We start from the raw sequence: 16,068 nt of genomic DNA, 5'->3' as shown, positions 1-16,068 counted from the left end.
GCTTATTTAGTTATTGCGTACGTCAGTATATAATAATTTCCAAATTTTTCCGTCTAAATTCCAGCTTGTTAATGGTGCAATGCCCATCCAGTTATAAATTTGAGACGGAATATCTACGTTATTGATAACTACTCTATAGCTAGCAGTAGTAATTAAAGGGCTAACATTTGGAGACAGCTCTTCAAATGACGCTCTGTTTACCGATGCATTTGCGGTAAAATTGTTGCCCTTTCCAGAAAAATCGCCAATTGTTGTGCCTGATGCCTCATTTCCTGGCCACCAGCCTAGTAAATTTGCAAAATAAGGACTCGTCGCACTAATTTGTCTTCTCATGTTCACAGCAAGTTCTGCATCAGACATTGCAATATTATATAATGCAACATCCTTAACCACAAAATTTGTAAGTTCATTACCATTAAGCGCAAGATCAGAGCCTATTCGTAGTCCTGTTGTGTTGTCTATGTTTCTTCCATCAATACTGTTTGTCGACATTTTCTTACCATCAGTAAATAATGATAAAGTTCTAACGCCCCCAACCAAGTAAATCTTAAATGCTATAGTGTGCCAAATACCATCACGTATATCTCCACCTCCTGGGCGAGGCGTTCCACCCCAATCCAGTTGAAAACCATTTGCGCCAAATAGAAAACCCCAACCTGTAGAAGAAACACTATTAAATGCATTCCTTTTTCCTAAAAACATTGGATAATAATTAGCAGAGCTTGCATCATTTTTCATTTTAAACATAAAGGTAAATTCACCCGTAGTTCCAAAATTTCCAACGGTAGTATTGCTCAATGTTGCAATACCGTTTGAGGTTGTAGTTGCCACGAACCTTGGTCCAAACCCTACATAAGGGAAAGAGTTAGCATCTGGCCTAGCTAAAGGTTGAGAAGAAAATTTAGGGTTGTAATAAATGATGAAGTTATTTCTTGTTGGATCTCCATAAGCACCTACATCTGCACTACCTGGAAATGGCAACGCATTACCACCTTTATTAGACGCTATAACTACAAGCCAATTTTCTTTAATAAAAGTTGGCCTAGCTTTAAGCTCGTTCATGATGCTTCCAATGTAGCTATCCAATGTAGTAATGGATGCCGTATAAGCAGCATTAGTTGTTTCATAGCCATTAGCAGCACCTTCCGTTTCTGCACTGTGAAACTGGGCTACAATCAAATCTGCCTCTTTAGTCTTCAACTCATTAATTAAGGCATCCTTAACGGCTAAATCAGTGGTTAAAGATTGTTTTTCAGTAGCATCAACCGCTAAATTTGTATTAAAAGAAGCGCTTGAGGCAATAGAAACTGTTCTATATTTGGCATTTGCAGCTTTTAACCTAGTGAATATGGTAGGGTAATTAGCCAACTCATTTCCGGCGAAATTCTCTGTAGTAATTTTGTGTTTAGTATCAATTACTCCAGTTGTCATATTTGCCCAAGCTGTAGCATTTGTAGTTACACCTGTTTGATAGTCGGTTAACCCATCATAGGTATAAATTGAATTTCTTAAAAGTAAATTGATGTTTGTAGGTGCCAATGTACTTACCGCGTTACCCCTTACTCCATCTAAAATGATATAAAGCACTTTACGCTTACCTTCTTTAATGTTAGTGGTATCACTTGGGTATTCGCTCCTTAAAGTATTAGGAAAATCTTTGTTGCAAGAGGTAAGAAATAGTACTAGTATTAGACAGATAATGGCCAATCCATTTACTAATATCAATTCTTGCTTTCTATTTAGCTGTTTCATATTAAATGTTTTTAAGCGTTAATTTTTTAATGTAATGCGAAGAATACTTTTGAAGCTTCGATTATCAAACCTTGATATGTAACCTATTAAAGTTACCTTGGTATTTGCACCAGATGCACTTTCTACTATTTTATTAATAGTACCAACAAATTGTCCGGTATTATTATACCCTGGCGCTAGAGAGCCATCAGGGTTTAATATCATAAAGCCTTGACGTATTACATCGTTATACGTTTTGAAACCACCAGCAACGATAATTTTTCCATTATTTAGTTGTCCGGCATAAGTTGGTATACCTTGTGTAATTGTGCCAAAATTAAATGTAGAAGTTAAACTTCCATCTAAATCTAGCATAGCCACACCCTGTTTAGGCGTATTTTTAAAATTTTTAAATAAACCAGTAATTAAAATCTTATTAGTAGTTGCATTATAAGTAATGCCATAAATATCAGCATCTGCACCACTTCCAACATTAAAGCTTGGGTCTACCGAACCATCTAAATTTATACGAACAATACGATTGGCTGGAACACCGTTAAAAGTTGTAAAAGAACCCACCAATATTAATTTGCCATCTGGTTGTTGTATGGCATTGGTTATATCGCCATTACCACCTGCAGGACTTTGTTTTGTTACAGGATTATAATGGAAGGTTAAATCTAAATCTCCTTCATTTACAGGATTGGTTTCGTTAATTTTCAAACAAGCCATTTGATTCATTTTAATGATATCTAATACTTTAGTATCATAAGTTGATCTTTCGTAAAAGCGCCTAACATAATATTGAAAATCTCCAATTACATAAACTCGATTACCAAAAACAAACGATTTCCTTATAGAACCTAAAACACCACCATTAAAAGTAGGTACGGTATCTCTATTTTTTGTTAAATCATTTGGTGTTGGATTAATTACATCTATAATTGTACTATCTAGTGTACCATTACTATTTAACCTGGTAATACTATTGATGTTAGAACGATTTGATCGTGTAGAATTGAAACTGCTAAAAATTCCAGAAACAATATATTTCCCACTATGTGTGCCTGATGATAATCGAGTTATGCTACTTAAGCCCCCATTTGCACCTTTGCCAAAGGTAATAGAAGAAGGATCATTAGCAATTGGCCCCACATAAGCACCATTCGCATCAATTTGTGCAATTCCACCGTTTGGAACCTTTTCAGTCCATTTGTTGTCAAAATTGTTAAAGCCGCCAACTAAAAATAAGTTTCCATTTGGCAAGGCCGATAAGTCTGCTATACTGGCTAGACTTATATTTCCGTTATTTTCACGATAGGTTGCACCATTGATTTGTTGAAAAGAATCATCAATACTTACCTTCCCTTCTATAGTTAATACTGGACCAAAAAAGGTTTGCTCATTTGTTGTAACAGATAAACCACCGGTACTAGCATTATTGGGCACTTTTATGCGGGCAGTACTATCAGTTAAGTTTAATACGGTTGCCTCAATCTCATTCACATAAAATTTATAGTTGTTTTCGTATTTTTTTAATCCCCTTATAAAAACTGTTACTTCAGAACCTTGGGTAGCTAAAGCTGGGTCAGGTAATGTATTATCAAACTTAACACCTAGTGGTTGTTTGCCTCCCGCATAAGGATCTTCACCTATTACATCTGTTTTTTTACATGAATAGATGAAACCAACCATTACCAGCATTAAAAGAAACTGGCTTAAACGGGTTATATTTTTGTAATTATTAAACATAGCTTGCATATAATTTATCTATTAATAATTAAGGAGTTACTGGTAAAATACCATAAGATTGAACGGTATTGATAAACAAATTGGTGCTGAAACCAAAATTATGCTTGCTCTTCCAGACACTTGTTGTTCCGGGTATAACAAGAAAACCTTCCTGGGCCAACACATGAACCACACCATTAGTTGGTGCAATATCAGAACTAGCTACAGGAGCATTTAACAACCCAACTTTTGGATTTGCATAATTTGGAATATAAGAAATATAAAGCTGGCGATATCCTGCATACTTAACTGATCCTGCATCATTAAAAAGCACTCCTATGTTCATTGTTCTTCCGCTTAAAGTGGTATAACCTTGACCGGGAAATGCAGCCATATTTAAGGTATCTATTTGAGGATAATCCTTTAATTTATTTGTTCCCTTAAACACATATAATGATAAGAGTTCTCTCCAAGCTTCTGGTTTAATTTGCTCTAATTTTGATACCGTATCCTTACCATTCTGTCTTAATTCGGCATTTAAGCCTTTTACCGATTTGTATATGGCTGAACTGGTTGGTGCAAAAAAAGTAATGTTGTCTTTATCAAAAACATCATTCATTCCTGCAATTTGAATCACCCTAGTTAAAGTATCAAAATAAACAGGCTTTGATTTTAGGAAGGCTAAAATGCTACCATTGTAAGTACCTTTTTGGGTACCACTATCAAAAAAATACTTGTCTTTTTGGCAAGCAGTAAACAACACTGTGCTTACCGCAATTAAAATGATTGCCTTTAATGTTAATTTATTCATCATTTCTATCTCCAATAATTATTTAAAGTCATACCCGGATTTTCTATTAATGCAGATTGATCAATTGGCCAAGTCCAAGCGCCACTATTAAAATTCGACACTGCAACTGGACTTATACAATATTCTGGGTCGCATATCTTTTTAGTTCTTACTAAATCATAATAAAAATGACCTTCACCCATTAATTCCCTAACTCGTTCTAAATAGATATCTTTTTTTAGAATTTCACCTGTACTGTTAATTGAAGTTGCATTGGCACGTTGTCTTACTTTATTTAAATAAGTTTTGGCTTCTATATCTTCCCCAAGCTCAGCTAAGGCTTCTGCAGTAAGTAAATAAGCATCTGATAAGCGGAAGATAATCAAGTCATCATCGTTTTGAACCGAAATACCGCTTACATAAACATTGGCAAACTTTTTAAATTGAAAAGTAGTATTATTCGCAGTTCTGTTTTCAAACCAAAGATCTTTTCTTACGTCTGGTGCACCATCCGAATAAATTTTATCCATCCAAGTTTTTAAATAAAAGCCTCTACTTGTTGTAAAACTTTGTGGCCCCAAATAAGGATAATGACTTAATACATAGCCAAGATTGGCATATCCTGAAAATTTCTCTCCATTATTGAAGCTTTGGAAAATTTCGAACAAGCTTTCTTTTGTTCTGCCTTTAAATATTCTTTTATTATCTTCTTGGGTATAGGTAAGCAAGCCATAATCAGATGTACTACTGATTTCTATACCTAATTGCTTAACATTAGTATAATATTTCGGTTTATTTGTTTCGGCATCAAAACCAGCAGCCCACATATTTAAGTGCATTAACAATGCAATTGCTCCACCCCTCATGGCTCTAACACCAACTAAAGATGGGTTTGTATATGTCCAAGGCAAATCTGCTTTTACCGCATCCATGTCAGTAATACAGCTATTTAATACTTGTAGCATTGGTGTTCTTGGCAATGCTGTAGTATTTAAAGAAGAAGTATAATAAGGTACATCTCCATATAAACGAACCAAAAACAAGTAACATAAATTGCGCACAAATACTGCTTCTGCCTTATATCTTTTAATTTCTGCATCGCTTAAAACGCCAGCCGGAACTTCATCCATTTTTTCGTAGAGTAAATTGGCTGATGCAATAATGTCGTAAAATGGCTTCCACTGAGTGATGTTCCTAAATGTCCATCCAATTGTCCATTGAGTTTGAGCAGGATTTCCTGAAGTTGGTGATGAGGACGATTGTAATCCTCTTAAATCATTATTAGAAAGGAATGTACCATAACTACCATCTGTGGTATTAATAGGTGCAGACCTTAAGTCGCCAACTGTTACAAAACCAGCGTTAACTTTATTTTTAAGTTTAGCATACAAACCATTAGTAAAGGTTTCCACATCTTTTTGTGTTTGCCAAAAATTGTTACCCGACAGGGCATCCGTTGGCGTAAGGTTCAAGAACTTTTTACAACCTAAGCTCGTAAAAGTTAAAGCCATTAAAAGTATAATTGTATATTTTTTCATTATCTATAATTGAAAAATTAAAACTCGATATTTAAGTTAACCACAAAGGTTCTAGGTAAAGGATAGCCTCCTGAATAATCCCTTCCTAATGCACTTACATTTTCAGGATTTGGTCCAGAATAATTAGACAACATAAACACGTTATTTACTGTACCACCTAATACAACCCTATTCATACCAAAGCGATTGGTAAACTGCTGATTTAGAGTGTAACCAACAGAAATGTAGTTAAGCTTAAAGTATGATCCATCTTCTTGAAACAAAGTTTGAGCAAATCGATATGGATTAACTATACCGCTTCTCAAATAATCGTAAGGATTTGGATAAACGGCAGTTTGACCAGCATTTTTCCAAATATCATACTCACTAATTGGCACTAAACCACTTAATGACAACGGGTTATTAAAGGCTTGAAATTGTGCAGCTAAAGCGTTATTTAAGATATCTCTACCTAACACACCAGTACCTTGCACTTGCATATTAAAGTTTTTGTACCTAAAATCTAAAGTTACACCTCCACTAAAACGAATTTGAGAATTACCTGCATTAACTAAATCATAGTTATCTAAAATATAATCTCCATTTAGATCTGTATATCTTGGATCACCAGCTCTAAAATAATTTAAAATTCCCCCTAAAGATCCATCAGCATTACGAGCTCTGTATCTCAACCCTGTTAAAGGATCTACGGGAACATCGCTATTATTACCATAAACGCCTTTGGTATTGTAAATAAAGTTTGCTAGTGCATTTGTTCCCACTCTTTTAAGAATAGATTGCCCAGTTGTAGGATCCACATAGATAAATTGACGAACGCCATTAGGTAAAGCGGTTAAGTAATCATGGTTAATGGCACCATTTACACTAACCGTGAACCTGGCCTTGCTTGAATTTGGCAATAAACTTCCAGTTAGGGTAGCTTCATAACCAATATTTACCAATGCCTCTTCGTTTGTAGTAACTTCGCCAAAGCCATTGATGTTAGCTAATGGCTTGGTGCCAAACAGATTATCAGATTGTTTGTAATAAGCCTCAAAAGTACCTGTCAACCTATTTTTTAACACACCGAAATCAAACCCAAAGTTTAAGGTTGTATTTTTTTGAGGTTGCAAGTTGGTATTTGGCGATCTGCCGTTACTAATACCTACCGACTGTGAACCATTGTAATTTCCTAGTGATTGATATTCGCCATAAACATCATAAACAGAACCGCTTGGTTGTAGTACTGTACCATAAGATAGACGAAGCGAAGCATAACTTAACCAAGTATTAACCTGTTTTTCTAAGAAAGGCTCATTGTTAATATTCCATCTGATACCGATTGATGGACTCTTTGTGTAGCCTGCATCTGGACCGTTAGACGAGTTACCATCAAAACGGTAAGTAGCATCAATTACATATCTACGTTTATAATTGTACTGAAAACTTCCTGCAAATGCTACAGAACGGGTTTGGTAGAAATTATCAAGCGTGCCTCCCAAAGAAGTTAAATAATTATCAACCCCAACTATAGGCCCTCTTAAATAGTCATTTACTACCTTATTGTTCAGAATTACATCTGCCTTAAAGTTTGAAGAATTTACTTCAGTAAAAGCATAGGTTATAAAGTTATGCGCATCTTCTCCTTTGCTGTCTTTAATAGAGTAAATATATTGTAATAGATTTCTATTGTAAATAACATTCTTAACGCTGTTATAAGCAAATAACTGTGATCTATCTCCATTAATAGATGCGGGTAAGAAATTATCCTCTGTACCTGTATTAAATGTATAATTAAAATTAGATGTTAAACTAAAATTCTTAACAAACTCATATTTCAATTCTATCGTACTATTTAAATCAACGCTTTTATTATCATTATCTGTAACTACTGCCCCCAAAACTGAATTTACTGCCGAATACTGGGAGGGCGATGGTAATAATGATGATGAAGCTCCACCAGTGGCCACACCAGTATTTAGTAATCCGTTACCACTACCCTTTTGTTGTTTTCCTAATGCTCCATTTATGGTAGCATAAAGTTTAAACTTCTGGTTTGGCATATATTGCATGTTCATCCTCAAATTGGATCTATTAAAACCTGTGTTTTCTTGAATTCCTTTTTGACCGAAGTAACCAAAATTCACTTTATAATTAAAAGCTTGATCGCCTCCAGAGATATTTAAATTATGAGTTTGATTATAAGTTGTTCTATAAAAATAAGATTGCCAATCTGTAGAGTTATTGTAATACGCATTTAAACTATCAGCAATAAATGCCGTTCCGTTTATTAAACCCAAGGCATGGTAATAACTGGTATCACTTTGCATAATTTGAGCAATACGCAAATTACGCTCATCAACACCACCAATTACCGAACGTAATTTTGGCACAGCACTCACAAAAAATTGTCCGTTATAAGTGATAATTGGTATTTTAGAATTACCTCTTTTAGTTGTAATTAAGATTACACCATAAGCACCACGAGAACCATACAAGGCTGTTGCGGCCGCATCTTTTAAAACCTCGACATCTGCTATGTCTTGTTGTGGGATCATGGCAATTGGGCTTACACCTGGACCTGCCGATTGAAAACCATAAGTAAAGTTTTGGTTATCATCGATAGGAACCCCATCAACCACAAACAATGGTGAGGTAGGTTGCAAAAATGCTTGGTTACCCGTACCTGTAATGCTAGTACTAGATAAGCCACGAATGGCCATAGAACCCCTCATACCAGGCGAACCTGTATTTTGCTGAATGTTTAATCCTGCAACTTTACCCTGCAACATGTCTGTAATATTGGCTACAGGTACTGCTTGTAAATCTTTACCAGAAATTTTAACACTTGAACCTACAGAAGTCTCTTTACTTTTTGAAACGTAACCAGAAACAGTTACTTCTTTTAGGTTGTTGTTATCATTTTCTAGCTTAATATCGAGCTTTGTTTTGCCTTGAACACTTACCTTAACAGTTTTATATCCAATAAATGAAAACTCTAAAATTGCGTTTTCTGGAACAGAAACAGAAAAGGCTCCGTCTGAGTTTGTTACTCCAATGGCCTTTCTATCTAAAAAGATGTTAACGCTAGGCACAGTTCCTTGATTATCGGAAACTGTACCTGTAACAGTCTTTTTAGTTTGTGCTTTAACCTCTTGATTGATACCTAAAAACAGGAACAATAAAGCGAATATGTAAATATATCTCATCTTTGATAAATTAAATTTTAGGTTCATCTTGTTATTCATTAGTGAATTTTGGACGTTCAGTTCTGAACCAGAATATGATTGTCCAATTACCCTGTTCGAAAATGTTAAAGTTCATCCCTAATAACCCAGTTTCCATGACATTGCCGAAACCTTGACGATTGTATCTAAAAACTGCCCTCGCCTGCTGACCAGTAGCGGTTGTGTATTTTGTTGGATAGGCCGCTAACGGAATTGGATAAGCCACCTCATATTTCACAGAATCACTATTTTTAACCATGTTAAAACCATGCACTAAATTTGCCCAATCTGTTGCAGCAAATTTATTCGGATCAATAACTTGCTGTAATGAATCTATAAACTTGAAAGACAATGAATTACCTGGAGCGTTATTCTTTTTAAATTGTACTTCTACATCAAATAAAAACCGCCCCGTTTTCTCGCCTCTAATGTTACTTATTAAGGATGGAAATACTCCAGTACTAATAGCTTGGCCAGTGGTTGGGTTTAAGTTTGATGGTTCAAAAGGGCGTTCTTTAAATGGCCTCAATTTCATATCCTTAAAATAACGACGACCGCCAGAGTTAGAAACCTCAACATCAAACACATAACCAGAATCTGGCTGCGCTCTCACAAAATTCGAATTAGCTCTATTCCACATTAAAAACTGGCCAGAATGTTGGCGGATTTCAAATAATTGGTGGTTTTCTGTTTTACGTTTGGCTTCAATTTCTGCTATAGATTTTTCAGTTCCATCATACGCTGATTTCCAAACTTGCACAGGAAAATATTCTGTTAATTCTGGAGCTGGCTCTCCAGTAAACCTGCGCATATTCACGATTTTAAAATCTAGTGGAACAGACGAACTTCCAACAAAGAAATTATCAGAGAATAGCGTATTACGTCCTAATACTGGTTGGTAAGTTGATATTGTAAATTGAGAATCTTTTCCTAATGACAATCTTTCATCTGGAATGTTCTTTTTACAAGCTGTGATTAATGCGATACTTAAAAGCATTAAGCCCATTAATGATAAATATTTTCTATTGTTCATTACCTTAAATCTTATTTATTAACCCTACTTACAAATTCGTTAAAACCATAGTCATGCAATGGTGCTAAAACATTAATTACTCCATTTTTAGCCTTAATATTTACAGCATTTGTATTTGACCTTTCCCAATATTTTTCGAAAATATTATTCTTTGGATCGCTATAAATAATTGATTGAGGGCCACCTTGTACAAAACCTGATGCATTCAATTTATCGTACTGAATATGCATTTGATAGCCATAATTAACACTAGCGTACAGTACGCCATCTGCAAATGGAGCGTAAGCTTCGGTAGTTCTACTTCCTCTTATGATATATCTAGAGGTAAGAATATCTAGCGAGCTTAAATCACAATCCTTTAAATACAATGGTGTTTTGCCTTGAGACTTGCGTAAAATATTTAAATTCTTAATTGCTGCTTGAAAACTAGCATTTGTTGGTGCAAAAAAGGTTACATTGTTATTAGTTAATGTATCTTTTAATGCTGGTAGTCGGTTTAAAACTAGCAACACCGAATCGAATGTATTAACCGGTTGAGCTTCTAAATACTGTAACACAGTACCATTAAACTCCTTTACGTTATTTTCATAATCGTAATATTCCGAATCTTTTTTACATGCAGTAAAAGCCATGGCTATTAGAACCAATAACATGATTGGCCACTGCAATATTTTTCTATTTCTATTCATCATCTTATTTTAAATGATTTATATCACTAATTCCAATATGGATTTTGTTTGATTTGAGGATTGGCATTTAATATATCTTTTGATACTGGCCAATAAATTCCATCGTTAGCTAACAATGCGTTAAATGCTGGGTTGTTTTTTTTAATTCTATTATAGCGAACTAAATCATACCAACGCCATCCTTCTCCCATTAACTCTCTTCTTCTTTCGGCAAAAATGGCATTTATTAAATCTGCTGATGAACTAGACAAATATGGAGCGGTACCTCTTAAAGAAGCAGCTTGGTTTAAAGCATTTATCGCATCATTGCGTAAACCTAAAACCGCCAAAGCCTCTGCCCTTAATAAGGTTATTTCTTCAATTCGTGTAAACAAAACCGCTGAAGTAAAGAAGGCGAAATTGCCACCAGTTTGAGCAGCTCCAATTACTTTAATTTTACTGAACAAAGGACGCTCACTATTGTAATTTGTAAAATAATTTGTACGATAAAGGTTTGTTAATGGATCTAGACTGAAACGCAAGTCGTTGTTATCTGTAAATACTTTTCTTATGGTATCTTTCGGAACAAAAATTTCAGGGTACTCTTTTAAAATTATTGGTTTAGCTAATGTTAATTGCTCTATATGACCATTAGCGGTAGCTTCTCCGTTACCATACTCAAAACCAAAACCCACAATTTGTACAGCACGTTTAAATGCAAAAGGGCTATAACCATTAACATTTTCAGTTAATTCTTCGGTAGTGATGTACTTAACCCCAAAACTTCCATCCCCGTTTAATTGAGATATATTATCAATAAAAAATTTGGTATATACCTCGCAATCTAAATAATTGCCTTGCCATGCCGCAATATGCGCTAATATAGCATAGGCTGATAATTTAGTTAACAATACCCCATTCCAAGTTGGCCAATTGTTCCCATAATATAAACCTGGAAGATTTACATCTGTGCCACCATATCTATAAGGTAAAACCTTAGCCGCCAATAATAATTCTGACGTTGCAAATGCTAAAACTTTATCTTTAGAGGTACGTGGGTGTTTAGTGAAATCGCCATCATGAGATGTAATCAACAAAGGCACATCACCCCAAATACGCACCATATAGAAATAAGCAAAAGCTCTCATGGCCCTAGCTTGAGCCACGTCTGCCTGATTATTTATTGGCGTATAACGAGGGTCATTTGCCACAATTTCACGAGATCGTTCTATAAATAAACTTGCTGCATTTATAACTGAATAAAATCTTCTCCAGTTGGTAATGCTGTTCATTACTGGGTATGATGCATTTAATTGTCCATCAATAATTGCTTTTAAATCAGAACGATTAGTTGATACAAAATCTCCTTGTCTTAAATCGCCCAATAACCAATGTGTATTATCAGCCACCATAGCTGTACGCATTAAGGTATACATCCCAATTAATGCTCCTTTGGCATCCTCTTGGTTTTTCCATAAATTTTCTTCGGCTGCCAATCGGGTAGATTGCACATCGAGTATTTTTTTACAAGAAAAATTGGATGTTACAAGCGTGGTTAATAATAGCGCAATTAAAATCTTATTTAATTTAACGCCTTTATATTTTAATGATATCATAATAATTTGCGCTCCTATAAATCTAATTTTAAACCTAATGTGAAAGTCCTGGCAATAGGTAAACTTGTACCATCATAATTGCCATTGTAGTTGATCAACTCAGGATCTTTACCTGAGAAGTTTGTAATGGTTAGCAAATTACTTCCTGTTAGGTATAAATAAGCTCTTCTGAATCCTAATTTCGCATTGGTTATAAACTTTGTTTTTGTTAAATCATAACCTAATGTTACCGAGCGAAGCTTAACGTAAGAGGCATTTTCCAAGAATAAATCTTGATCTGTGCGATAAGGAATTACATTACTCCATACATTATAGATAGGATAACTTTTCACTTTATCTGTTGTTTGCCAGCTTGTAATTTCTTTTACAGAATTGATGTCGCTCGCAGATTCTCTATTAGCAAAATCATATCTAGCAGCATCAAACTGGTTAATTGCTTTTTGACCAAGCGCAAAGAAAAAATGGAAGTTCAATTCGAAATTTTTATAACTGAAATCATTTACCCAACCGCCAACTATTTTCGGCATTCTATTTCCTGTAAATTGCTTATCAGCATCTGTAATGTTGTAGTCGCCATTGTAATCAACCCATTTTGGATCGCCAGCTTTTAAGGCTAAACCATTAAAGGTTAACTTCTGTCCGGTTGCTGAGTTTGTTGGAACTTCGGCATCGCTATTGTAAATTCCATTGTTAGTATACAACCAATAGGCACCAACCGATTGACCAACCTTTAGTTTATTATTACCTATTACTAATTCACTTAAACCATCTGGCAAGGCCGTTAACTCATTCCTGTTATAGTTTAGGTTTAATGCGGTGGTCCAGCGTAATGATTTTTCAGATTGTAGAACATTGCCTGTAAAGGTTAAATCAATTCCTTTATTATTGATAGCCATTCCATTTTTATAAATACTTGCATAACCGCTTTCTGCAGATAATGGAATATTTAAAAGTTGATTTTTGTCATCGCGATTATAAAGCACCAAACTAGCACTTAATCTATTGTTTAAAACAGCTGCAGACGCAGAGATATTTAAGCGATCTACATAAGGTAATGTTACACCGTAGCCTACCCAGCCTGTGTTATATGGACGAGAAATACCTTGAAAACCACCAAAAGTTGGTATAGTTGGCTCTTCATTCCAGCCATATTCAGTTCTATACTGAGGACCAGCACCAAAACGGTCGTCTAAAAATATCTTGGCAGATCTAGCCCAAGAAGCACCTAGAGTTAAATCGTCAAAAAACTTATTGTCACGTAATAATTGATTCTTCAAATTCCAGTCTATACTAAAAGCTGGAGTATTGATCCATCGGCTATCTGGTTGTCCGTTAGAAGAACCATCTCTTCTAATAATAGCACCAATGCTTAACAAGTCTTTGTATTTATATTTAACGTTCCCAAAAAATGAAATCAAACCATTCTTCATTTTATCAGCATACCTAAATATGTAGAAATTGCCTATGGCATTTAGGTAGTCAGAATTATTTGCATCACCATCAACCACGTTGATTTTTATAAAATCGCTATTTCCATTATAACCTCTAGCGTAATTGTATTTATATGCATCAGCTTGCAAAGATTGCCCTAGCTCAAATTCAAAAGAATGATCCTTGTTAAGCTCATAATTATAGCTTAGCAAATTATTTAAACCAAATCGTTGGTTATAGCCAAAAAATCCAGATACATAATTAACATTGTCCATTAATGTAGTTGGATAAAAAGCATCTCTTAAACCTTCATTATAGTCAAATACAACTGCTGTGCTGAAATTCATTTTTGGCATCAATTGAAGGTTTAATGCCAACGACCCATTTAATAAGTTGTTTCTATTGTCATCTACAACTTTCGAATATTCGTTTAAGAACAAATTATAATTATCCTTATTAGGTGATAATGGGTTAGAGAAATCTGGTAAATATCTTACTTCTGCGAAGCGATCGCGTAAACTTCTATTTCTATTTCTATCCATTCTTGCTGCATTTAAGAAACTAGAAACAGTCATCCATTTAAAAGGCATCATGTTGATGTTAAAAAATGCATTGTATTTACTCAAGGAAGTTTCATCAGCGTTACTAGCACTTTTTGATCCTGTGCCATAAAACCTAAAGTTTGCACGCTCATTACCTCCAGTAATACCCAAATTGGCACCGTAAATTTCTGTATTTTTGTAATACAGGTCATTCCAGTTCGATTTTCCAAAATAATCTAGGTTAGTAGAATCTCTTAAGAAACTAGCATAATTATCATAATTAGCTTTGCTTGCATATTTTTTGTAAAACGGCGTACGAAAATTATTTTCGAATACACCATTTACAGTTTGAACATTTCCAGCTGGTACAAATCCTACGTATGTATTTAAACTGATTTCCCTCAAACCGCTTTTTGCAGATTTGGTTGTAATCCAGATTGCCCCATTGGCCGCATTCGGACCAAGTTTAGCCAATGAAATAGGATCTTTGATAACCACAATAGATTGAATATTATCTACATCTATATTGGCTAATAAATTTGTAGCTGGACCAATTCTATTGTAATCATACTTTTGCACATCGTATGCAAATGGATTATCCTGCACTAAATAAACACCATTTAAATAAACAGCAGGTTGTACATTGTAAATATCCTTTTTTGTAAATATTGGAGCTGATGTTCCTTGTATAATCATACTTTGCTCAGTACCAGGCTCCCCATTGGTTTCCTGTACATATAAACCAGTTATGTTACCCTTTAACATCTGTTGTAATGAAAGATTCGGAATAGCTCTTGAAGATCCTATTCTTAATGAATCTACATTATTTTGAAATTGATAATTGAATTTCTTACCTAGTTCACTATTTTTTGAGGTATCCGAAACTTTAGAATCTTTGGCTAGCTTTTTCTTATTAGTATCAATAACAATAGCTAGTTTATTTTCTAATTCAGGGTTAATTAAAAAGATACTCTTTGAAGAGTTTGTCTTTAGATTAGCCTTAGCATTTGGAAAACCAAAAAAAGATAACATCAAGGTGCAGAAAATGCTTGTAATGATTTTAACCATTTGATTAGTTTATTAAGTTTTTATTTGATATTAAATGATGTTGCTTATATTATGGCAACAGTTGCATCTACACGAGACTCGGTAGAATAATAATTTCGATAGACAGAGAGTAAAGTTTTACGCATTCGGTTTTGGTTTATTTTGGTTAACATTAATTCTTAATGCAATTTTTAAACTGCATAAGAACGGTTAGTTTGTTTTGTTCATCAAATACCCTGGTTAGAGGCATTCTTTCTTTTAACTAATAAGAGAATTCATTTAAGCTATAAGGCAATAAAAAAATTCCTAGTTCGTTTATTTTTGTTAATGCAAGGTATAGGTTAAGAAAGCAGTTTTTATTTTTTTTCACAGCGCAAACGTTTGTTTAAATCATCTATTATTCTAAAAAAACACGTGTTTAAACACACTTAAAGCAGTGATAACTAGGCTATTTTGTAAATTTTAAGCACATCGCGGCAACGAGGCAATTGAAACTGAAAGTTGATTAAAAGCATAAATTTTTAAATCGATTACAAAAGATCTTTATAGAGATCTAAAAATCACATACACCTTTAATTATCAGTTAATTAGATTAAAAAACAAAGCAAAACAAACTGTGTGCAAACGTTTGTATTTTAATAGTTTAAAGAGATTTATTAAACTTTAGCGAATGTTTAAGCTGATTATTAATTAAATAATAATTCCTGTTGCCTTTACAAGAAATTATTACATACA

9 protein-coding genes are annotated in these 16,068 nt (G+C 34.3%); all 9 read right to left on the bottom strand.

Annotated elements, in window-relative coordinates:
* Window positions 1-6: 6 nt before the first annotated feature.
* The 9 genes from R2Q59_RS02605 to R2Q59_RS02565 are packed head-to-tail and all read right to left on the bottom strand — an operon-like array spanning window position 7 to window position 15,354.
* A complete protein-coding gene (locus R2Q59_RS02605) occupies window positions 7-1,752 on the bottom strand; it encodes a DUF4983 domain-containing protein (protein ID WP_316783441.1) in 1,746 nt (581 codons plus the stop codon).
* A gap of 18 nt (window positions 1,753-1,770) precedes the next feature.
* Window positions 1,771-3,483, bottom strand: a complete 1,713-nt coding sequence (locus R2Q59_RS02600; RefSeq protein ID WP_316783439.1) for a DUF5008 domain-containing protein — start codon at window positions 3,481-3,483, stop codon at window positions 1,771-1,773.
* A 28-nt stretch (window positions 3,484-3,511) separates the two neighbouring features.
* Complete coding sequence (locus R2Q59_RS02595) at window positions 3,512-4,276, bottom strand: fasciclin domain-containing protein (protein WP_316783437.1); 765 nt, start codon at window positions 4,274-4,276, stop codon at window positions 3,512-3,514.
* 2 nt (window positions 4,277-4,278) lie between these two features.
* Window positions 4,279-5,790 carry a RagB/SusD family nutrient uptake outer membrane protein gene (locus tag R2Q59_RS02590; RefSeq protein WP_316783435.1) on the bottom strand — a complete coding sequence of 504 codons (1,512 nt, stop codon included), beginning with the start codon at window positions 5,788-5,790 and terminating at the stop codon, window positions 4,279-4,281.
* A 17-nt stretch (window positions 5,791-5,807) separates the two neighbouring features.
* Complete coding sequence (locus R2Q59_RS02585) at window positions 5,808-8,978, bottom strand: SusC/RagA family TonB-linked outer membrane protein (RefSeq protein WP_316783433.1); 3,171 nt, start codon at window positions 8,976-8,978, stop codon at window positions 5,808-5,810.
* Window positions 8,979-9,009: 31 nt separating this feature from the next.
* On the bottom strand, window positions 9,010-10,029 hold the full coding sequence (locus R2Q59_RS02580) for a DUF5007 domain-containing protein (protein ID WP_316783431.1): 1,020 nt from the start codon (window positions 10,027-10,029) through the stop codon (window positions 9,010-9,012).
* An 11-nt stretch (window positions 10,030-10,040) separates the two neighbouring features.
* The gene (locus R2Q59_RS02575) at window positions 10,041-10,721 is read right to left on the bottom strand and encodes a hypothetical protein (RefSeq protein ID WP_316783429.1); all 681 of its coding nucleotides are present in this window, start codon (window positions 10,719-10,721) and stop codon (window positions 10,041-10,043) included.
* A 23-nt stretch (window positions 10,722-10,744) separates the two neighbouring features.
* Window positions 10,745-12,313 carry a RagB/SusD family nutrient uptake outer membrane protein gene (locus R2Q59_RS02570; protein ID WP_316783427.1) on the bottom strand — a complete coding sequence of 523 codons (1,569 nt, stop codon included), beginning with the start codon at window positions 12,311-12,313 and terminating at the stop codon, window positions 10,745-10,747.
* Window positions 12,314-12,327: 14 nt separating this feature from the next.
* Window positions 12,328-15,354, bottom strand: a complete 3,027-nt coding sequence (locus tag R2Q59_RS02565; RefSeq protein WP_316783424.1) for a SusC/RagA family TonB-linked outer membrane protein — start codon at window positions 15,352-15,354, stop codon at window positions 12,328-12,330.
* Window positions 15,355-16,068: the final 714 nt, after the last annotated feature.

The organism is Pedobacter frigiditerrae (genome assembly GCF_032678705.1).
In the GTDB taxonomy this organism is placed as follows: Bacteria; Bacteroidota; Bacteroidia; order Sphingobacteriales; family Sphingobacteriaceae; genus Pedobacter; species Pedobacter frigiditerrae_A.
This window is presented reverse-complemented; position numbering and strand designations above follow the sequence as displayed.

What these genes read in the sequence shown, in the direction of transcription:
- R2Q59_RS02605 (WP_316783441.1), bottom strand. Translation starts at nt 1,752, where the DNA reads ATGAAACAGCTAAATAGAAAGCAAGAATTGATATTAGTAAATGGATTG.
- R2Q59_RS02600 (WP_316783439.1), bottom strand. Translation starts at nt 3,483, where the DNA reads ATGTTTAATAATTACAAAAATATAACCCGTTTAAGCCAGTTTCTTTTA.
- R2Q59_RS02595 (WP_316783437.1), bottom strand. Translation starts at nt 4,276, where the DNA reads ATGATGAATAAATTAACATTAAAGGCAATCATTTTAATTGCGGTAAGC.
- R2Q59_RS02590 (WP_316783435.1), bottom strand. Translation starts at nt 5,790, where the DNA reads ATGAAAAAATATACAATTATACTTTTAATGGCTTTAACTTTTACGAGC.
- R2Q59_RS02585 (WP_316783433.1), bottom strand. Translation starts at nt 8,978, where the DNA reads ATGAGATATATTTACATATTCGCTTTATTGTTCCTGTTTTTAGGTATC.
- R2Q59_RS02580 (WP_316783431.1), bottom strand. Translation starts at nt 10,029, where the DNA reads ATGAACAATAGAAAATATTTATCATTAATGGGCTTAATGCTTTTAAGT.
- R2Q59_RS02575 (WP_316783429.1), bottom strand. Translation starts at nt 10,721, where the DNA reads ATGATGAATAGAAATAGAAAAATATTGCAGTGGCCAATCATGTTATTG.
- R2Q59_RS02570 (WP_316783427.1), bottom strand. Translation starts at nt 12,313, where the DNA reads ATGATATCATTAAAATATAAAGGCGTTAAATTAAATAAGATTTTAATT.
- R2Q59_RS02565 (WP_316783424.1), bottom strand. Translation starts at nt 15,354, where the DNA reads ATGGTTAAAATCATTACAAGCATTTTCTGCACCTTGATGTTATCTTTT.